Annotated in this window: 18 protein-coding genes and 1 pseudogene; 12 read left to right on the forward strand and 7 right to left on the reverse strand. The window is 72.4% G+C overall.

Going from position 1 to position 19,118, the window contains the following annotated elements; translation table 11 throughout:
- Positions 1 to 28 precede the first annotated feature (28 nt).
- Entirely contained in the window at positions 29 to 739 is a 711-nt protein-coding gene (locus tag BFF78_RS32870; protein WP_069781762.1) for a TetR/AcrR family transcriptional regulator, read from the forward strand.
- A gap of 28 nt (positions 740 to 767) precedes the next feature.
- On the opposite strand, the gene BFF78_RS32875 is transcribed toward BFF78_RS32870, so the two are convergent.
- The 3 genes from BFF78_RS32875 to hmgA all read right to left on the reverse strand — a co-directional run bounded on the left by BFF78_RS32875 (position 768) and on the right by hmgA (position 4,105).
- Entirely contained in the window at positions 768 to 1,922 is a 1,155-nt protein-coding gene (locus BFF78_RS32875) for a type ISP restriction/modification enzyme (RefSeq protein WP_069781763.1), read from the reverse strand.
- Positions 1,923 to 2,002: 80 nt separating this feature from the next.
- A complete protein-coding gene (locus BFF78_RS32880; RefSeq protein ID WP_069781764.1) occupies positions 2,003 to 2,749 on the reverse strand; it encodes a GntR family transcriptional regulator in 747 nt (248 codons plus the stop codon).
- A gap of 45 nt (positions 2,750 to 2,794) precedes the next feature.
- Positions 2,795 to 4,105, reverse strand: a complete 1,311-nt coding sequence (hmgA, locus tag BFF78_RS32885; protein ID WP_069781765.1) for a homogentisate 1,2-dioxygenase — start codon at positions 4,103 to 4,105, stop codon at positions 2,795 to 2,797.
- A 186-nt stretch (positions 4,106 to 4,291) separates the two neighbouring features.
- On the opposite strand from hmgA, the gene BFF78_RS32890 reads away from it, so the two are divergent.
- The 8 genes and pseudogenes from BFF78_RS32890 (at position 4,292) to BFF78_RS32925 (ending at position 13,732) form a co-directional block, all read left to right on the forward strand.
- Positions 4,292 to 4,846 carry a hypothetical protein gene (locus BFF78_RS32890; protein WP_069781766.1) on the forward strand — a complete coding sequence of 185 codons (555 nt, stop codon included), beginning with the start codon at positions 4,292 to 4,294 and terminating at the stop codon, positions 4,844 to 4,846.
- Between the two features lie 64 nt (positions 4,847 to 4,910).
- Positions 4,911 to 5,527, forward strand: a pseudogene (locus BFF78_RS50250) (TetR/AcrR family transcriptional regulator).
- Between the two features lie 341 nt (positions 5,528 to 5,868).
- The gene (locus tag BFF78_RS32900; RefSeq protein ID WP_069781767.1) at positions 5,869 to 8,103 is read left to right on the forward strand and encodes a molybdopterin-dependent oxidoreductase; all 2,235 of its coding nucleotides are present in this window, start codon (positions 5,869 to 5,871) and stop codon (positions 8,101 to 8,103) included.
- Between the two features lie 195 nt (positions 8,104 to 8,298).
- Positions 8,299 to 8,991 carry a hypothetical protein gene (locus tag BFF78_RS32905; protein WP_069781768.1) on the forward strand — a complete coding sequence of 231 codons (693 nt, stop codon included), beginning with the start codon at positions 8,299 to 8,301 and terminating at the stop codon, positions 8,989 to 8,991.
- Positions 8,978 to 9,664, forward strand: coding sequence for a class F sortase (locus tag BFF78_RS32910; RefSeq protein WP_069783951.1), 687 nt, complete (start codon positions 8,978 to 8,980; stop codon positions 9,662 to 9,664). The genes BFF78_RS32905 and BFF78_RS32910 overlap by 14 nt, the downstream gene beginning before the upstream one ends.
- Positions 9,665 to 9,801: 137 nt before the next feature.
- A complete protein-coding gene (locus tag BFF78_RS32915; RefSeq protein WP_069781769.1) occupies positions 9,802 to 11,142 on the forward strand; it encodes an ABC transporter ATP-binding protein in 1,341 nt (446 codons plus the stop codon).
- A 103-nt stretch (positions 11,143 to 11,245) separates the two neighbouring features.
- On the forward strand, positions 11,246 to 12,634 hold the full coding sequence (locus tag BFF78_RS32920; RefSeq protein WP_069781770.1) for an aldehyde dehydrogenase family protein: 1,389 nt from the start codon (positions 11,246 to 11,248) through the stop codon (positions 12,632 to 12,634).
- 15 nt (positions 12,635 to 12,649) lie between these two features.
- The gene (locus BFF78_RS32925) at positions 12,650 to 13,732 is read left to right on the forward strand and encodes a Zn-dependent alcohol dehydrogenase (RefSeq protein WP_069781771.1); all 1,083 of its coding nucleotides are present in this window, start codon (positions 12,650 to 12,652) and stop codon (positions 13,730 to 13,732) included.
- Between the two features lie 3 nt (positions 13,733 to 13,735).
- Here BFF78_RS32925 and BFF78_RS32930 read toward each other — a convergent pair whose 3' ends face one another.
- From BFF78_RS32930 to BFF78_RS32940, 3 genes are all read right to left on the reverse strand, one after another.
- A complete protein-coding gene (locus BFF78_RS32930) occupies positions 13,736 to 14,668 on the reverse strand; it encodes a DMT family transporter (protein ID WP_099054979.1) in 933 nt (310 codons plus the stop codon).
- 172 nt (positions 14,669 to 14,840) lie between these two features.
- Entirely contained in the window at positions 14,841 to 15,554 is a 714-nt protein-coding gene (locus BFF78_RS32935) for an ArsR/SmtB family transcription factor (protein ID WP_069783952.1), read from the reverse strand.
- 41 nt (positions 15,555 to 15,595) lie between these two features.
- Positions 15,596 to 16,243: a TetR/AcrR family transcriptional regulator gene (locus BFF78_RS32940; RefSeq protein WP_069781773.1), complete on the reverse strand. Its 648-nt coding sequence runs from the start codon at positions 16,241 to 16,243 to the stop codon at positions 15,596 to 15,598.
- Positions 16,244 to 16,331: 88 nt separating this feature from the next.
- On the opposite strand from BFF78_RS32940, the gene BFF78_RS32945 reads away from it, so the two are divergent.
- From BFF78_RS32945 to BFF78_RS32955, 3 genes are all read left to right on the forward strand, one after another.
- The gene (locus BFF78_RS32945) at positions 16,332 to 17,483 is read left to right on the forward strand and encodes an acyl-CoA dehydrogenase family protein (RefSeq protein WP_069783953.1); all 1,152 of its coding nucleotides are present in this window, start codon (positions 16,332 to 16,334) and stop codon (positions 17,481 to 17,483) included.
- 68 nt (positions 17,484 to 17,551) lie between these two features.
- Entirely contained in the window at positions 17,552 to 17,839 is a 288-nt protein-coding gene (locus BFF78_RS32950) for a YiaA/YiaB family inner membrane protein (protein WP_069783954.1), read from the forward strand.
- A 74-nt stretch (positions 17,840 to 17,913) separates the two neighbouring features.
- Positions 17,914 to 18,537: a TetR/AcrR family transcriptional regulator gene (locus tag BFF78_RS32955; protein WP_069781774.1), complete on the forward strand. Its 624-nt coding sequence runs from the start codon at positions 17,914 to 17,916 to the stop codon at positions 18,535 to 18,537.
- A 13-nt stretch (positions 18,538 to 18,550) separates the two neighbouring features.
- Here BFF78_RS32955 and BFF78_RS32960 read toward each other — a convergent pair whose 3' ends face one another.
- Positions 18,551 to 19,012, reverse strand: coding sequence for a MaoC family dehydratase (locus BFF78_RS32960; protein WP_069781775.1), 462 nt, complete (start codon positions 19,010 to 19,012; stop codon positions 18,551 to 18,553).
- Between the last annotated feature and the right edge of the window lie 106 nt (positions 19,013 to 19,118).

The following is a 19,118-nucleotide window of genomic DNA, read 5'->3' on the forward strand; positions in this document are numbered from 1 at the left end:
ACTAAGATGGTGAGCGAGGTGATGATCGATGGCAGTCCGAGGGGCCGTCCCCGAAGTGATCTGGGCGCGCCCCGAGCGCACCGGCCGGGGTCCGAAGCCGGCGTACACCCGCGACGACATCGCGGCCGCCGCCGTCCGGATCGCCGACGAGCGGGGGCTCGACGCGGTGTCGATGCGGCACGTCGCGGCCGAGCTGGGCTGCGGCACCATGTCGCTGTACAACTACGTCCCCCGCAAGGAGGACCTGCACGAGCTGATGGTGGACGCGGTCAGCGCGGAGCACGCCCCGTGGGAGCCGAGCGGGGACTGGCGCGCCGACATGCTCCGGGTGGCCCGGCAGACACGCGAGCTGATGCGCCGGCACCCCTGGGTGCCGCGTCTGATGTCACCGGTCTACGGCCTCAGCCCCAACGCCCTGCGCTATCTGGAGCACTGCTTGGCCTGCCTGGACCCGTTGGAGGAGTCCTACGGCACGAAGCTGGAGCTGATCGCGATGCTGAACGGCATCGTGACCACGTACGTCCGCAACGAACTCGACACCGCCGAGCGGGTACGGGCGCTTCCCTGGTCGGAGGACGAGGAGAACGCGGTGCGGATCGCGTATCTCGGCGGGCAGATCGCCTCCGGCGCGTATCCGAGGATGGCGGCGGCGTTCGCGGAGGATGCCGGACCGATCGATCTGGAGGCGGTTTTCGAGCGGGCGCTGGGGAGGGTACTGGACGCGTTCGGGTCGCGGTAGCCGGTGCCGGCCCCACCCCCAAGTGCCACTAGATCAGGGCGATCTGACCCTCCGGGCCCTCCTCGTGGTGGTCCAGGACCGAGGCGGGGCGGCGGGACGCCTCCGGTGCCGGGAGGATGCCCGCCTCCCGGAGGTCGGCTGCCGTGATCGAGGCCGTCGCCTTCAACTCGGCCCGCTGGGGCCGCAGTTCCGCCAGCAGGGCCACAACCGTGATCAGTTCCAGCAGTTCCGACGTCCAGGCCTGCGACCAGGTGGCCGGGCGGATCGCGGCCAGGGTGCCTGGTCCGTCCGCCGCCGTGCGGGTGGTGAACCAGGACTCCAGGACGCGGACCCCGGCCACCTCGTAGTTCCAGGCCTCCGGCGGGACGGGGGAGATGCGGCCCTCGTCGAGGTGGAGGGTCTGCTCGTCCTCGTCGTAGTGCAGGGCGAGCGGCCGGGCCGGAAGCGGTGCGCGGACGTAGGGGCGGCGGCCGCCCGGCAGCTTGGGGCGTTCACCGTCGCGGCGCATCAGCCACAGCATGCGGCGGCCCAGTTCGACGCCGGCCGACCACAGACCGGCGTCGTCGGTGAGCGGGACGGTGAGATCCGGGGCGGTGGTCGCAAGGATCCAGGACAGGACGTCCGCCGGGGCGGGGGCGCTGCCCAGGCGGTCCGACAGGTGGGCCGTCAGACCCGGTGCCAGGTTGGGCTCCTTGCCGCCGGGGCGGCGGTACAGCGGGCGGATGCGGCCGGTGCGCAGGGTCGGCAGCAGGGACGTGGCCAGGAGCGGATCCTCCTCGGCTCCCGTCTCCACCGTGAAGACCTGGTGCTCGTCCGCCACCCGCCACAGCTCCGGGCGGGCCGTGTCGATCAGCCGGTGGTCCGGGATCAGCCACTGCTCGTCGAAGGGCGCCGCCAGCACACGGACGGGCTCGGCGCAGGGCCCCCCGGCCCGGGCCAGTCGTTCGGTACCGGTGGACTGGCCGGGCAGCCGGCCCACCGCCGAGGCGAGCGTCCGGGACCGGGTCGGCTCGAACAGGGCCTCCCGGTCCGCTCCTTCGGCCTTCAGCAGGGCGTCCCAGCGGGCCCTCAGGGAGCCGGGGTCGGGTGCCGTCGGCCAGGCGCGGCCCGTCCGCAGCGGTGCGACGGACCACGGCATGAGGTCCGCGAGCAGCGGAGCGTCGTCGTGCGTCACGCAGGGCATGCTACGACAGCGCCCCGCAGGGGCGCGGGGCTGTGCCGCAGACGACCGGCGACCCGTCGCGCGCCCACCCGGCGGAGCCCTCAGGCTTCCAGCGTGACCGTGAACGAGAACCGGTCCCCCCGGTACTGGATCACCGCCACGTCCAGCACCCGCCCACCGCTGTCATACGTCACACCCGTGTAGTGCAGGATCGGACTGAGCAGCGGCACCTGGAGCAGCCGGGCGGTCTCCGGATCGGCGAGCCGTGCCTCCACCGTGTCCGTGATCCGGCTGATGTCCGCCTTGACCACGTCCCGCAGCACCTTCGTCATCGGCCAGCGGATCAGGTCCTCCAGGTCGATGCGCGCGGCGAGTTCGGGGCGGATGTGGTTCACGGCGTGGTTGGTCGGTTCGCCGGTCTTCTCGTCGCTGCGGAGGCGGTGGTAGGTCGCCACCTCCGCGAGGTCCGGGAAGTGCTCGGCGAGGGCGGCCGGGACGGACACGCTGCCGTGGCCGAGCAGCTCGGTCCGCATCCCGGACTGCTGGGCCACGATCGCGTCCACCGAGCCCAGCAGCCGTACGGGCGCCCCGCGCCGCGCCCCGGGCTCGATGAACGTGCCGCGCCGCCGGTGGCGGCTGATCAGCCCCTCGTCCTCCAGCTCCTTCAGCGCCTGCCGCATCGTCAGCACGCTCACGCCGTAGTGCTCCGCCAGTTGCTCCTCCGTGGGCAGCCGCAGCGGGTCCTCGGGGGAGCGGCCGAGTATCGAGGCGCGCAGCGACTGCGACACCTGATACCACAGCGGCAGCTTGCGGTTCAGGACGATCGAATCCGGAGCGAAGGAGGTCACGCGGCTATCCGTACCTGTCGATGAACGCGGGACGCAACCGGGGCGTCATGCGCGGAAATGGCGCTCCAGCCCCCGCCACACGTCGTCGTAGCGCTGCTGGAGGTGGTCCGCGCCGGCCGCGTGCGGGGTGAGGGTCACCGGCCAGCGGGTCTCGAACATGAACGCCAGCCCGTCGTCGATCTTCTGCGGCTTGAGCTCCGCCGCGCTGGCCTTGTCGAAGGTCTCCCGGTCCGGGCCGTGCGCCGACATCATGTTGTGCAGCGAGCCGCCGCCCGGCACGAAGCCCTCCGCCTTGGCGTCGTAGGCCCCCTCGATCAGGCCCATGTACTCGCTCATCACGTTCCGGTGGAAGTACGGCGGCCGGAAGGTGTCCTCGCCCACCAGCCAGCGCGGGGCGAAGACGACGAAGTCGACTCCGGCCAGGCCCGGGGTGTCCGACGGGGAGGTCAGGACCGTGAAGATGGACGGGTCCGGGTGGTCGTAGGAGATGGTGCCGATCACATTGAAACGGCGAAGGTCATAGACGTACGGCACATGGTTGCCGTGCCAGGCGACCACATCGAGCGGGGAGTGGTCGTACGTGGCCGTCCACAGGTTGCCGCAGAACTTGTTCACCACCTCCACCGGGCCGGTCACGTCTTCGTACGCCGCGACCGGCGCCCGGAAGTCCCGGGTGTTGGCGAGGCCGTTGGCGCCGATCGGGCCGAGGTCGGGCAGCCGGAACGACGCCCCGTAGTTCTCGCACACATAGCCTCGGGCCGAATCGTCGAGCAGTTCCACCCGGAAGCGCACCCCACGCGGAATGAGCGCCACATGGGCGGGCTCCACAGCGAGCCGGCCGAACTCGGTGTGCAGCAGCAGCCCGCCGTGCTCCGGGACGATGAGCAGTTCCCCGTCGGCGTCGCTGAACACACGCTCCATGGAGGCGTCGGCGTGGTACAGGTGCACGGCCATGCCGGTGCGCTGGGTGGCGTCGCCGTTGCCGCCCAGCGTCCACAGGCCGGCCAGGAAGTCCGTACCGGCCGGCGGCTCGGGCAGCGGGTTCCAGCGCAGCCGGTTGGGGTCGGGCACGGTCTCGGTGAAGGGGGCCGTGCGCAGGGCGCCGTTGTCGGTGCGGGTGAACTCCGGGTGGGCGGCCGACGGGCGGATGCGGTACAGCCAGGAGCGGCGGTTGTGCGCCCGCGGCTCGGTGAACGCCGTACCGCTCAGCTGCTCCGCGTACAGCCCGAGCGGTGCCCGCTGCGGCGAGTTGCGGCCCTCGGGCAGGGCGCCCGGCACCGCCTCCGAGGCGTGTTCGTTGCCGAACCCGGTCAGATACGACAGTCCCGCGGCAGTCTTCCGCGCGTCCCCGCTCATGATCGCTCCCTTGCGCTCCCGATGCGCGCCTGATGCGCTCCCTGATTCCTATGTATCACCGTAGGAATAGGTCCGGGGTGGGCGCAAGGGGGACCGGTCTACTCCGCCAGGGGGACTTCGAAGGGTGACCAGAACCCGACTTGAGGCGGATTCGGCAGACCGGAACCTTGTTCTACTCTCCCGGTCATGCCCAGGACGTCATGGACCCGCCGGACGCTCGCCGCGCTCGCGGCATGCGTCCTGCTGCCGTTAGGGGCCGCGGGCTGCGCGGCCGCTCACGCCCACGGCGCGGTCTCGCCCTCGCCGGTCGGCAAGGTCCTGGACGACACCGACGAGACCGGCCGGCATCTGCGCGAGGTCGGCAAGAACAACGCGCCCGACGTCGGGGTCGAGGTGACCCCGGACTCCGGCGGCGGCTGGGACGTCCGGCTGACCTTCCACCACTTCCGCTGCTCCGTACCGGGCGCCCGGCCGGCGGCGGTCGGCGGACGCGGGCTCGTGTACCTCTTCGTCGACGGCCGCCAGGTCACCAGGCTGCGTGCCCACGGGTACCACCTGCCCGACAGCCTCGTCCCGCGCGGCACCCACCACGTCACCGCGCGCCTGTACGCCGACGACGGCACCGTGTGGGCCGTGCACGGCAAGCCGGTGCAGAACACCGCCGACATCACGGTGTCCGGCCTGGAGACGGGACCGGCCGAGCCTGCGACCGGCACGGCGAGCCCGGTCACCGGGAAATGAGTGCATCGGGCACTCTTCTCCGTACAGAGGGCGAGGTTCACCGGACCGACGGCCAAGAGGCATCATGAAGCCCGTGCCCCACGCGACATCCCTCCGCCGCGCGCCCGTCCAGCGGCGCAGCGCCGAACGGCTGACCAGGATCCTCGACGCCTGCGCCGAACTCCTCGACGAGGTGGGCTACGACGCCCTCAGCACCCGGGCGGTCGCCCTGCGCGCCGGTGTGCCCATCGGCTCCGTCTACCGGTTCTTCGGCAACAAGCGGCAGATGGCCGACGCCCTCGCCCAGCGCAACCTGGAGCGGTACACCGAGCGCGTCACCGAGCGGCTGAGGCAGGCGGACAAGGGCGACTGGCGTGCCGCGATGGACGCCGTGCTCGACGAGTACCTGGCCATGAAGCGCACCGCGCCCGGCTTCGCCCTGGTCGATTTCGGCAACCAGATCCCGGTCGGTGTCCGCGATGCCGAGCCCAACACCCGCGTCGCCGACCGCCTCACCAAGCTGCTCTCCGGCTACCTCGACCGCACCCCGACGACGACCTGCGCCGGGTCTTCCTGGTCGCCGTGGAGAGCGCGGACACCCTCGTCCAGCTGGCCTTCCGTACCGACCCGGACGGGGACGAGGCGATCATCACCGAGACCCGTGAGCTGCTGCGGGCGTATCTGGCGCGCGTGCTCGACTGACGCGGCCGGGCGTACCCGGGACGGGGTGTCGACCGACCGGCCCGACCGTGCGCGCCCGCAGGACGAGACGGGGACGTGCGCTTGCCCTGCCGCGCGCCGGCCTGACCTGCCGGGGACGTGTGCCCGGCCGACGTGTCCGCGATCGCGCTCGGCCGACGCCCCTCGGCGCGGGTGCCCGCGTGAAGCATCCGCGCAGCGCCCTCCGCCGCCGTCCGCGAGCCAGCGGTCACCCGGTCGAAGCCGAACGGTCACCCGTGGGGTCTCCCCTCCGTGCATACCGGTCGGTATGCTCGCGCTGAGCGCCCGGCCGTACGAGTCGCCGCCGACCCCCGGGAGGACCCGTGTCCCGCACCGCCCTGCGAATCTGCCCCCTGTGCGAGGCCACCTGCGGGCTGACCCTCACCATCGAGGGCCCCCGTGTCACCGCCGCCCGCGGGGACCGCGAGGACGTCTTCAGCAAGGGCTTCATCTGCCCCAAGGGCGCCTCCTTCGGGGCCGTCGACTCCGACCCCGACCGGCTGCGCACCCCGCTCGTGCGCCGGGACGGCGAGCTGCGCGAGGCCACCTGGGAGGAGGCCTTCGACGCGGTCGCCGCAGGGCTCCGCCCCGTCGTGGAGGGGCACGGCCCGAACTCCGTCGGCGTGGTCCTCGGCAATCCCAACGTGCACACCGTGGCCGGCGCCCTCTACCCGCCGGTCCTGCTCGCCGGGCTGCGCACCCGCAGCCTGTTCACCGCCTCCACGCTCGACCAGATGCCCAAGCACGTCTCCAGCGGGCTGCTCTTCGGCGACGCGAACGCCATCCCCGTACCGGACCTGGACCACACCGACCACCTGCTCCTCATCGGCGCCAACCCCCTGGAATCCAACGGCAGTCTGTGCACCGCACCCGACTTCCCCGGCAAGCTCAAGGCGCTCAAGGCCCGCGGCGGACACCTGACCGTGGTGGACCCGCGCCGCACCCGCACCGCGAAGCTCGCCGACCGGCACCTCGCGATCCGCCCCGGCACCGACGCCCTGCTGCTCGCCGCGATGGCGCAGACCCTCTTCGCGGAGCACCTGGTCGACCTCGCCCACCTCGCCCCGCACGTCCAGGGCCTCGACGAACTCCGGGAAGCCGTCGAGGACTTCACCCCGGACGCCGTGGCCGAGGCCTGTGACGTCGACGCGCGGACCATCCGCAGCCTCGCCCGCGAACTCGCCGCCGCCCCCGCCGCCGCCGTCTACGCCCGCATCGGCAGCTGCACCGTCCCGCACGGCACCCTGGCCAGCTGGCTGGTGGACGTCCTCAACATCCTCACCGGCAACCTGGACCGGCCCGGCGGCGCCCTGTTCCCGCAGGCCGCCACCGACAGGACGCCCCGCCCGGCCGGCCCCGGCCGCGGCTTCACGCTCGGCCGCTGGCGCTCACGGGTACGGCAACTCCCCGAAGCCAAGGGCGAGTTGCCGCTCTCCGCGCTCGCCGAGGAGATCGACACCGCGACGGACGAGGGCGAGCCGGTCCGCGCGCTGATCGTCGTGGCCGCCAACCCGGTGCTGTCCGCACCCGACGGCGACCGCCTCGACAAGGCCCTGGACTCCCTCGACTTCATGGTCAGCGTGGATCCGTACCTGAACGAGACCTCGCGCCACGCCGACGTCGTACTGCCCCCGCCCCCGCCCTCGCAGAGCCCGCACCACGACTTCGCCTTCAACACCCTCGCCGTGCGCAACCAGGTCCGCTACAGCCGCCCCGCGGTCCCGCTGGAGCCCGGCCGCATGGCCGAGTCCGAGATCCTCGCCCGGCTGATCCTCGCGGCCACCGGCATGCACGGCGCCGACCCGGCCGCCGTGGACGCCATGGTCGTCGACCAGACCCTCGGCAAGGCCGTACAGGAGAAGCACTCGCCGGTGTACGGCCGCGACCCGAAGGAACTCGCCGCCGGACTCACCGGCGAGAGCGGCCCCGAGCGGCGGCTGGACATGATGCTCCGCCTCGGCCCGTACGGCGACGGCTTCGGCGCACGGCCCGACGGGCTCACCCTGGACAGGCTGCTCGCGCACCCGCACGGCATCGACCTCGGCCCGCTGCGCCCGCGCCTGCCGCAGCCGCTGAGGACCGTGAGCGGCAAGGTCGAGCTGCTGCCCGAGCCGATCGCCGCCGACCTGCCGCGGCTTCGCCAGGCCCTGCGCGAGCGGCCCGAGGGCCTCGTCCTCGTCGGCCGCCGCCACCTTCGCTCCAACAACAGCTGGATGCACAACGTGCCCGCCCTCACCGGCGGCTCCAACCGCTGCACCCTGCACATCCACCCCGAGGACGCGGTCCGGCTCGGCGTCCGGGACGGGGCGGACGTCCGCGTGAAGGGTGCCGGGGGAGAGGTGGTGGCCCCCGCCGAGGTCACCGACGCCATACGGCCCGGGGTGGTGAGCCTCCCGCACGGCTGGGGCCACGACCGCTCCGGCATCCGGATGAGCCACGCCAGGAAGAGCCCCGGCGTCAACGTCAACCAGCTCCTCGACGGCAGCCTGCTCGACCCGCTCTCCGGCAACGCCGTCCTGAACGGAGTCCCCGTCCAGGTGGCCGTCGTGGTCGAGTGACCGGAATGCGCTCACCGGGACGGCCCAAGGGAGCCGAACGGGTGGCGGGGGAGCGGGCGAGACGCTGGGGATTGCGCCGTACGAGCGGTCTCTGACGGCGCGTCGGGCGCAGGTGCCAGGGGCCGGGGCGCCCATCGCGCAGAGTCAGGCGAAAGAGCGATTTGTATGAAAATCGTCTGACTCGGAGGAATGTGCATGCCGACCACGACCTCACCACGTGCCTTCGGCTCCCGTGCGGGCGCCACCGTCGTCCTCACCGCCCTCGCCGCGGTGGGCGCGTCGTGGGTGGTGGCACCGAACGCGGCGGCCCAAGGAGAAAACGGCGACATCAGGGTGCACAGCGTGGGTGTGCCCTACGGCGTGTCGAGGGACGAGCCGGCGGTCTGCAGGTTCTACCTCGACGCCGTCAACTTCGACATCCTGCCCAACATCCCCTACATCATCCAGGCACAGCCCCCGCTGCCCAGCGCCGCCACCGTCACCGGTGTCATCCAGCTCGCCGGCGGCGCCGGACACACCGACGCGATCGGCCTGACCGACGGGCAGTACAAGCTCACCTGGGTCGCGGCGGGCGCCGTCAAGGAGAAGCTCTTCCGCGTCAACTGCCACGAGCACCACGACGAGCACCACGACGACCCGCACGGTCCGAACGGGCAGATCGAGGATCACGACCACGACCACGACCACCACCAGCAGGACGGTCCGGGCTGGGGCGGGCGGGACCACGACGATCCGCCGAGAGGCGGTGTGCACGCGGGCGGCGGCGGTCTCATCGACAGGGCCGCCGCATACTCGCCGGTGGCCGCCGCGGGAGCCGTGGGCCTGATCGCGGCCGGCGGTGCCGCGTACGTCCGGCGCAGCCGCCGGCGGCCTCATGGTGCCGCGTAGGCGCAGACGCAGGCCCTGGCACCGGACCCGCGCCTACCGTCTGACCAGGACGGCCCTGCTGGTGACCGTCCTGGTGACGGTGGGCCACCGGTGCGGGGGCGGGCACGCCGGGAACGGCCGGGCGGGCGACCCGGACGCGGTGTCGTCCGCCCACGGACCGGGCGCGTCCGCAGAGGAGTCCTGCGCGCCCCCTCCCGGCCCCCCGCCCCGCCCGCTGCCCCGGTCCCGGCCGACGTCCTTCCGTATCCCCTCGCTCGGCATCGACGCCCCGATCACGGCCCTCCGGCTCGATGGGGAACGGCAACTGGAGACCCCGCCCGTGACCAGGTCCAAGCTGGTCGGCTGGTACGAGGGCGGCCCCACACCGGGCGAGTCCGGCACCGCGATCGCCGTCGGCCACCGGGACACCACGACCGGCCCGGCCGTCTTCGCCGGGCTCGCCCAGGTCAAACCGTGCAAGCTCATCGAGGTCAGGCGCGCCGACGGCCACACCGCCCTCTACACCGTGGACCGGATGAAGGTCTACGACAAGGCGACCTTCCCGGACAAGGAGGTCTACGCCCCCACCCCGCGACCGGAGTTGCGCGTGCTGACCTGCGGCGGCCTCTACAGCCGGCGGACCGGCTACACCAGCAACGTCGTGGTCTTCGCGCACCTGACCGCGACCAGGTGACGCGCCGGGCCGCGCCATGTCTTCCCCCGGCCCACCACATTCCGTTAACTTCCGTGACCCACAGGCCCCGTTCGACCCGCGCGGGGACCACGACCACGGAGCAGCGGCGCTCCGCACAGCCGCCGGGGGCAGCAGTCATGACACGCGCCATCGCACTGCACGACGTGAGCAAGTCCTACGCACGCGGCACGCGCGTGGTCGACGGGCTCTCGCTGGACATCGCGCCCGGAGAGTTCCTGGTGCTGCTCGGCCCGTCCGGTTGCGGCAAGTCGACCGTGCTGCGGATGATCGCCGGTCTGGAGGACATCGACCAGGGCGAGCTCCTGCTCGACGGCGAGTACGCCAACCACTGGCAGCCCTCCGAGCGAGGCATGGCCATGGTCTTCCAGAGCTTCGCCCTCTACCCGAACATGACCGGCCGTGACAACATCGGCTTCCCCCTGCGTATCGAGGACCCCGGCGCCGACCCCGCCCCGCGCGTCACCGCCACCGCCCGCATGCTGGGCATCGAGGAGCTGCTCGACCGCTTCCCGAGCCAGCTCTCCGGTGGTGAACGCCAGCGGGTCGCCATGGGCCGCGCCATCGCCCGTCACCCGTCGGCCTTCCTGATGGACGAGCCGCTGTCCAACCTCGACGCCAAGCTGCGCAACCGTCTGCGCGCCGAAATATCCCAGCTCACCCGTGAGTTGGGGGTCACCACGGTGTACGTCACCCACGACCAGGCCGAGGCGATGTCCCTCGGCGACCGGGTCGCCGTGCTGCGCGGCGGAGTGCTCCAGCAGGTCGGCAGCCCGCGCGAGGTGTACGCGCTGCCGCGCAACGTGTTCGTCGCCGCCTTCATCGGCACCCCGCGCATCAACCTGCTGTGCGGCCTGGTCCGCGCCCCGCTGGACGGCGCCATGACGATCAGCCTGGGCAAGCAGGCCCTGCGGCTGCCCGAACCCCTGTGCCTGGACCACCAGTTGCTGCGGGTACAGCAGGGCCGCGAGGTGATCGTGGGGCTGCGCTCGGAGGCGGTGCGCATCGCCAAGCACAGCTCCGCCCGGCCGCGAGAGGTGGCGCTCACCGGTCTCGTGGAGCACGTGGAGTTCCAGGGGCACGAGATCCTCGTGCACTTCAACACCGGCTCCCGGCCCGCCGTCGTGCCCGAACTGGAGGCCCCGCGCCCGGCCGCCCGGCCGGCGCGACGGCGCCGCAGGGAGGGCCCGACCGTGCTGGACCGGCTCAGGGAACGGACCGGTTCGCGGCGCGCCGGGCCGGTGGTGACCCTCGAACCCTCCGGGGACACCGAACCGGGGCACGTGCCCCCGGAGGGCCGGCTTCCGGGCGACCTGGTGGTCCGCACCACTCCCGACCTGCGCCTGCACCACGGCATGCAGGTCCCGCTCCTCGTCGACCTCGCCCACCTCTTCGTCTTCGACCAGCTGGGCGACCGTATCTGCCCGTCCCCCGACCGGCTGCCCGACCTGGACGAGTGAGCTGCGGCCGCCCCCGCGATGATGTCCTGGTACGTCTGGCGCCAAAAAACTAACGCCGCTAGTTTGTGTGCCGGACGACGCACAACCGCCGGGAGGAAGCAGCATGAAGGCACACGACGGCCTGTACATCGACGGCGCCTGGCGCCCCGCCGCGAGCGCGGACGTCATCGAGGTCGTGAACCCGGCCGACGAGCAGGTCATCGCCCGGGTCCCGGCGGGCGGCGCCCTGGACGTCGACACCGCCGTACGCGCCGCACGGGCCGCCCTGCCCGCCTGGGCGGCCACGCCCCCGGCCGAACGCGCCGCGCGCCTCGCCGCCCTCCGGGACGTCCTGGAGGCCCGCAAGGACGAGATCGCCGAGACGGTCACCGAGGAGCTGGGCTCCCCCCTGCAGTTCTCCCAGGACGTGCACGCGGCCGTGCCGATCGCGGTCGCCGGCTCCTACGCCGAACTGGTCGCGACCCACTCCTTCCAGGAGACGGTCGGCAACTCCACCGTCCTGCACGAGCCCGTCGGGGTGGTCGGCGCGATCACGCCCTGGAACTACCCGCTGCACCAGATCGTCGCCAAGGCCGCCCCGGCGCTCGCCGCGGGCTGCACGGTCGTCCTCAAGCCCGCCGAGGACACCCCCCTCACCGCCCAGCTGTTCACCGAGGCCGTTCACGAGGCGGGCCTGCCGGCCGGGGTGTTCAACCTGGTCACCGGCCTCGGCCCGGTCGCAGGCCAGGCCCTCGCCGAGCATCCGGGCGTGGACCTGGTCTCCTTCACCGGTTCCACGGCGGTCGGCCGGCAGATCGGCGCCGTGGCGGGCGCGGCCGTCAAGAAGGTGGCCCTGGAACTCGGCGGCAAGTCCGCCAACGTCGTCCTGCCGAGCGCCGACCTCGCCCGCGCCGTCAACGTCGGGGTCGCCAACGTGATGTCCAACTCCGGCCAGACGTGCAGCGCCTGGACCCGCATGCTGGTCCATCGCGACCAGTACGACGAGGCCGTCGAGCTGGCCCGGGAAGCGGCCGCCAAGTACGGCGAGAGGATCGGCCCCGTGGTCAGCGCCAGGCAGCGGGCGCGGGTGCGCGGCTACATCGAGAAGGGCATCGCCGAGGGTGCCCGTCTCGTGGCCGGCGGCCCCGAATCCCCCCGCGAGCAGGGCTACTTCGTCAGCCCCACGGTCTTCGCGGACGTGACCCCGGAGATGACCATCGCCCAGGAGGAGATCTTCGGTCCCGTCCTGTCGATTCTGAAGTACGAGGACGAGGACGACGCCCTGCGCATCGCCAACGGCACGGTCTACGGCCTCGCGGGCGCCGTCTGGGCCGGTGACGAGGCCGAGGCCGTGGCCTTCGCCCGGCGCATGGACACCGGCCAGGTCGACATCAACGGCGGCCGGTTCAACCCCCTCGCCCCCTTCGGCGGCTACAAGCAGTCCGGAGTCGGCCGGGAACTCGGCGCGCACGGACTGACCGAGTACCTCCAGACCAAGTCCCTCCAGTTCTAAGGAAGTACGCGACCCATGGCCGTACGAGCCGCCGTCCTGCCCGCCATCGGGGCCCCCTTGGAGATCACCGGCATCGACCTGCCCGACCCGGGCCCCGGACGGGTCCGCGTGCGCCTCGCCGCCGCCGGTGTCTGCCACTCCGACCTGTCCCTGTCCAACGGCACCATGCGCGTCCCGGTCCCGGCCGTCCTCGGCCACGAGGGCGCCGGCACGGTGGTGGCCGTCGGCGAGGGCGTCACCCATGTCGCCGAGGGCGACCCCGTCGTCCTCAACTGGGCCCCCTCCTGCGGCTGTTGCCACGCCTGCGCGCTCGGCGAGGTCTGGCTGTGCGCCAACGCCCTGAACGGCGCCGCCGACGTCTACGCCCGCACCACCGACGGCACCGACCTCCATCCCGGCCTGAACGTCGCCGCGTTCGCCGAGGAGACGGTCGTCTCCGCCTCCTGCGTGCTGCCCCTGCCGGAGGGCGTGCCGCTGGTGGACGCGGCCCTCCTCGGCTGCGCCGTCCTCACCGGCTACGGCGCCGTCCACCACTCGGCGAAGGTCCGCCAGGGCGAGACGGTGGCCGTCTTCGGCGCGGGCGGCGTCGGTCTCGCCACCCTCCAGTCGGCGCGCATCGCGGGCGCGTCCCGGATCATCGCCGTCGACGTCTCCCCCGAGAAGGAGGAACTGGCCCGGGCGGCCGGCGCCACGGACTACGTGCTCGCCTCCGAGAACACACCCCGTGAGATCCGCGCCCTCACCGGCAAGCAGGGCGTGGACGTCTCGGTGGAGTGCGTGGGCCGCGCGGTGTCGATCCGCGCCGCATGGGATTCCACCCGCCGCGGCGGCCGTACGACGGTCGTCGGCATCGGCGGCAAGGACCAGGAGGTCACCTTCAACGCCCTGGAGATCTTCCACTGGGGCCGCACCCTGTCCGGCTGCGTCTACGGCGACACCGACCCGGCCCGCGACCTGCCGGTGCTCGCCGAGCACGTACGGGAGGGCCGCCTGGACCTCTCCGCGCTCGTCACCGAACGGATCGCCCTCGAAGGCATCCCGGCCGCCTTCGAGAACATGCTCGCGGGCAAGGGCGGCCGGGCACTGGTGGTGTTCTGAGGTTCAGCCGACCTTCTCGGGTCGCGGCTGCCGGGCCGCGACCCGCCTGCTCCGCCCGAGTGCCCTGGACCGAGACACCGCCACACCGGCGAGACACAGCGCACCACCGACGAGCGTGAGGACGCCCGGCACCTCGCCGAGCGCCAGCCATGACATCAGCACCACCAGCGCGGGCACCGCGTACGTCGTCGCGCCCATCCGGCTGGCGGTGGTGCGGGCGAGCGCGTAGGCCCAGGTGGTGAAGGCGAGCGCGGTCGGGAAGACGCCCAGATAGACCATGCCCAGGGTGGCCCGCATCGGCGCGTGCGCGGCCTGGTGCACCAGCTGCCCGGCGAACGGCAGACACGCCACCGTCCCGACCAGACACCCGAAGGTCGTCACCTGCAGGGCGCTCGCCTGCCCCAGGGCCGGCTTCTGCGCGACCACGCCGGCGGCGTACGCCACCGCCGCGAGCAGACACAGCACCACACCGAGGACGGAGGATCCGCCCCCGCCCGACATCGACAGCCCCACGGTCACCGCGCCCGCGAACGACACGGCCATGCCCGCCAGCAGCCGCGGCGGCATCGGGTCACCGAGCAGCCGGGCGCCGAGCAGGGCGATCAGCAGCGGGCCGACGTTCACCACAAGGGCGGCCGTACCGGCATCCACCTGCTGCTCGCCCCAGTTCAGCGCGACCATGTAGAACCCGAACCACAGCAGCCCGGACAGCAGGATCCCGCGCCAGGCACCCCGGGGCGGCAGCCCTTCCCGGCGTATGGCCCAGATGACCCCGAGCGCGAGGGCACCCGACGCCAGCCGCCCGAGGGCCAGCGCACCGGGCGCATACTCCTGCCCCGCACTCCGGATCGCCACGAAGGCCGACGCCCAGAGGACGACGGTGACGACGGCCGCGCCGGCCGGCAGCAGGCGTTGACGTGGGTCGACGTTCATCATGCTCCCGAGGTTAGATACCGGTTGTGGTCCGGGCTGGCGGAATTCGGACGGGGCGGTGAGTAGCTGAGGGGCGCGGGGCTGTATCGATATGCGGCTCGGCCGCGTGGGCGCGACCAGCCACGAACGACCCGCACCCGGCGCACCACAGAACCCCCGCTCCCCATGGCCGATTTCACCGCAGCGAACCCGGAGACATACCCAGCAGCGCCGACAACTCCCGCTCCCCCGACGGAGTCACCGCCACGGCCCGCCCGGAGCCGATCCGCACGCACCACCCCGCCTCCAGCGCATGCCGGCACAACGCGGCCCCCGCCGCCCCCGCGAGATGGGGCCGCCGCTCGGTCCAGTCCAGGCACGCCCGCGCCAGCGGACGCCGGCCGGAAACGTCCAGGGCCATACCCGCCGCACCGAACCACTTCACCCCCGCGTCCGTGAGCGCGAACCCGGTGTCCTGGCGCAGCAGTCCCCGGAGGGTCAGCGCGTCCGTGAGCGCGATCCCGAGCCGCCCCGCGAGATGGTCGTAACAGGTACGCCCCCGGGCCATCGCGGACCGGGCGCTCGATTCCCGTAGCGTCCGGGGAGGGCGCTGGACGGCCGCCGGAGGCACGTGCGCGGCGAGCTCCTCGACCAGTCCCGCCGCGCGCGCGTCGGCCAGCCGTACGTACCGGTGCCGCCCCTGCCGTTCCTCCGCGAGCAGGCCGCCGGCCACCAGCTTGCCCAGATGCTCGCTGAGCGTCGACGCGGCGACCCCCGCATGCCGGGCCAGCTCACCCGCGGTCCAGGCGCGCCCGTCGAGCAGCGCCAGCAGACACGCGGCCCGGGTCTCGTCGGCGACCAGGGAGGCGAATGCGGCCAGAGCGGCGGCCCGGGAGTCCTTGGCGGTCATGCCTCCCAGCATGCGGCACGGACACTTCGGCCCCCACCGAACTATCGCTGGACGCCCTGCCGCACCTGCTCGTACTGCTGCGCCAGCCCGTCCAGCAGTGCCGACAGCCCGGTCTCGAAGGCCCGCTCGTCGATCTTCTCCTGCTGTTCGGCGAGCAGATGGGCCTGCCCGAGGTGGGGATAGTCGGTGGGGTCGTACGCGCTCGCGTCGTCCACGAAGCCCCCGGCGAAGGAGCCGAGCGCGGAGCCCATGATGAAGTACCGCATCAGCGCGCCGATGGAGGTCGCCTGGGCCGGCGGCCAGCCGGCCTCGACCATCGCGCCGTAGACCGCGTCGGCGAGCCGCAGGGCGGCCGGGCGGCGGCCCGGGCCCCGGGCCAGTACCGGGACGATGTTCGGGTGGTCGCGCAGGGCGGCCCGGTAGGAGACGGCCCAGTCGTGCAGCGCGGTCCGCCAGTCGCGGCCGTCCTCGAACATCGCCAGGTCGACCAGGCCGCTCACCGAGTCGGCGACCGCCTCCAGGATCTCGTCCTTGGTGCGGAAGTGGTTGTAGAGCGAGGGCCCGCTCACCCCCAGCTCGGCCGCGAGCCGGCGGGTGGAGACGGCCGCCAGGCCCTCCCGGTCCACGAGTTCCCGGGCCGTCTCGACGATCCGGTCGGTGCTGAGGAGGGGCTTGCGCGGTCGGGCCATGGCGCACATAGTAGGGCTGCGGATGGAAACTAGCAGTGCTAATTTAAATGTACGGTTTTCAAGATGTCTTCTGTGGGGTGATCGCGTGGTGAACCTGGAGCTGAGCGAGGAGCAGGCCGCCGTACGGCAGCTCGCCCGGGACTTCGTGGCGCGCGAGATAGCCCCGCACGTCGTGGCATGGGACCGGGGCGAGGAGGTCGACCGGACCATCGTGAAGAAGCTGGGCGAGGTCGGTTTCCTCGGGCTGACCATCGGTGAGGAGTACGGCGGCTCGGGCGGCGACCATCTCGCGTACTGCCTGGTCACCGAGGAGCTGGGCCGCGGCGACTCCTCGGTCCGCGGCATCGTCTCCGTGTCCCTCGGGCTCGTCGCCAAGACCATCGCCGCCTGGGGTGACGAGGAGCAGAAGCGGCGCTGGCTGCCCGGGCTGACCGCGGGCGAGTACGTCGGCTGCTTCGGCCTCACCGAACCCGGCACCGGCTCCGACGCGGGCAACCTCACCACCCGTGCCGTACGCGACGGCGACGACTACGTCATCAACGGCGCGAAGATGTTCATCACCAACGGCACGTGGGCGGACGTCGTCCTGCTCTTCGCCCGCTCCACCGACGCCCCGGGCCACAAGGGCGTCAGCGCCTTCCTCGTGCCCGCCGACACCCCCGGCCTGACCCGCCGCACCATCCACGGCAAGCTCGGCCTGCGCGGCCAGGCCACCGCCGAACTCGCCTTCGAGGACGTGCGGGTGCCCGCCTCGGCGCTGCTCGGGGAGGAGGGCAAGGGCTTCTCCGTGGCCATGTCCGCGCTGGCCAAGGGGCGGATGTCGGTGGCCGCGGGCTGTGTCGGCATCGCCCAGGCCGCGCTCGACGCGGCCGTACGATACGCCGGCGAGCGCGAGCAGTTCGGCAAGCCGATCGCCCGCCACCAGCTGGTGCAGGAGCTGATCAGCGACATCGCCGTGGACGTGGACGCCGCCCGGCTGCTCACCTGGCGGGTCGCCGACCTGATCGACCGCGGTCAGCCGTTCGCCGTCGAGTCCTCCAAGGCCAAGCTGTTCGCCTCCGAGGCCGCCGTTCGTGCCGCCAACAACGCCCTCCAGGTCTTCGGCGGTTACGGCTACATCGACGAGTACCCGGCCGGCAAACTCCTGCGCGACGCCCGTGTGATGACCCTCTACGAGGGCACCAGCCAGATCCAGAAGCTGCTCATCGGCCGTTCCCTGACCGGGGTTTCGGCGTTCTGAGCATCTGAGTACGCCCCTGAGTACTTCGGCGGATGTGGCGCGGGCCACGTCCGCCGATGCTCTTCTCCATGAGTGACACACCGGTCAAGCAGCAGAGCACGGCCGCTTTCTACGGCCAGGCCGTCGCCTCCTTCGCGGTCGCCATGTCCGCCACCGCCATCGGCATCTACCAGCTGGACACCAGTGCCTGGGTCCGGGGCTTCCTCGCGATCGCGGTCCTGTACCTCGTCACCTCCGCCTTCACCCTGGCCAAGGTGATCAGGGACCGGCAGGAGGCGGGGCAGATCGTGAGCCGGGTCGACCAGGCGCGGCTGGAGAAGCTCCTCGCCGAGCACGACCCCTTCGAGAAGATCTGAGCAGGCGCGCTAAGCGCTCGCTCACCGTCGGCGGTATGGTGGTGCTCCTGTCACCGAGAGGGGCGAGCGAGCTGATGAGTACGGCGGAGGACACGACCGGCGGCGAAGTGGAGCCGTGGGAAGAGGTCACCCCTGAGGCGGCCCGACGGCTGCTCGTCGCGGCCGTGGAGGCCTTCGCCGAACGCGGCTACCACGCGACGACCACCCGCGACATCGCGGGCCGCGCCGGCATGAGCCCGGCCGCGCTCTACATCCACTACAAGACCAAGGAAGAGCTGCTCCACCGGATCAGCCGGATCGGTCACGACAAGGCCCTCGACATCCTGCGCACGGCGGCCGGCCGCGAGGGCACGGCGAAGGAACGGCTGGCCGACGCGGTCAGCTCCTTCGTCCGCTGGCACGCGGGGCGGCGCACCACCGCGCGCGTCGTGCAGTACGAACTCGACGCCCTCGGCCCCGAGGCCCGCGCCGAGATCGTCGCGCTGCGCCGCCAGGTCGACGCCGAGGTGCGCGGGATCGTCGAGGACGGTGTGGCCGCGGGCGAGTTCGACGTCCTGGACGTCCAGGGCACCACCCTCGCCGTGCTGTCGCTGTGCATCGACGTGGCCCGCTGGTTCAGCGTGGACGGCCCGTTCACCCCCGAGGAGGTCGGCGCGCTCTACGCCGACCTCGTGCTGCGGATGGTGGGCGCCAAGTAGGGCGCCCACCGGGTCACAGGTAGTACCGGGACACCGACTCCGCGACACACACCGGCTTGTCGCCGCCCTCGCGCTCCACGCTGAAGGCGATGCTCACCTGGACGCCGCCGGTGACGTCCTCGACGCCGGTGATCTTCGCGGTGGCGCGCAGCCGGGAGCCGACGGGGACGGGGGAGGGGAAGCGGACCTTGTTGGTGCCGTAGTTCACGCCCATCTTCACGCCCTCGACCCGGATCAGCTGCGGGCCGAAGAGCGGGAGCAGGGAGAGCGTGAGATAGCCGTGGGCGATCGTGGTCCCGAAGGGGCCCGCCGCGGCCTTCTCCGGGTCCACATGGATCCACTGGTGGTCGCCGGTGGCCTCGGCGAACAGATCGATGCGCTTCTGGTCGACCTCCAGCCAGTCGGTGTACCCCAGCTGCTCGCCGACGGCCGCCTTCAGCTCGTCGGGGGAGGTGAAGGTCCTCGGTTCTGCCATGTTCCCGGCCTCTCGCTCGCGTCTCGCTCACATGCCTAAGCGACTGCTTAGCATGGTCGGGTGCGGGGCGCCTGTCAACGGACCGCGACCGGCGCGGGGCGACTAG

It is taken from the genome of Streptomyces fodineus (assembly GCF_001735805.1).
In the GTDB taxonomy this organism is placed as follows: Bacteria; Actinomycetota; Actinomycetes; order Streptomycetales; family Streptomycetaceae; genus Streptomyces; species Streptomyces fodineus.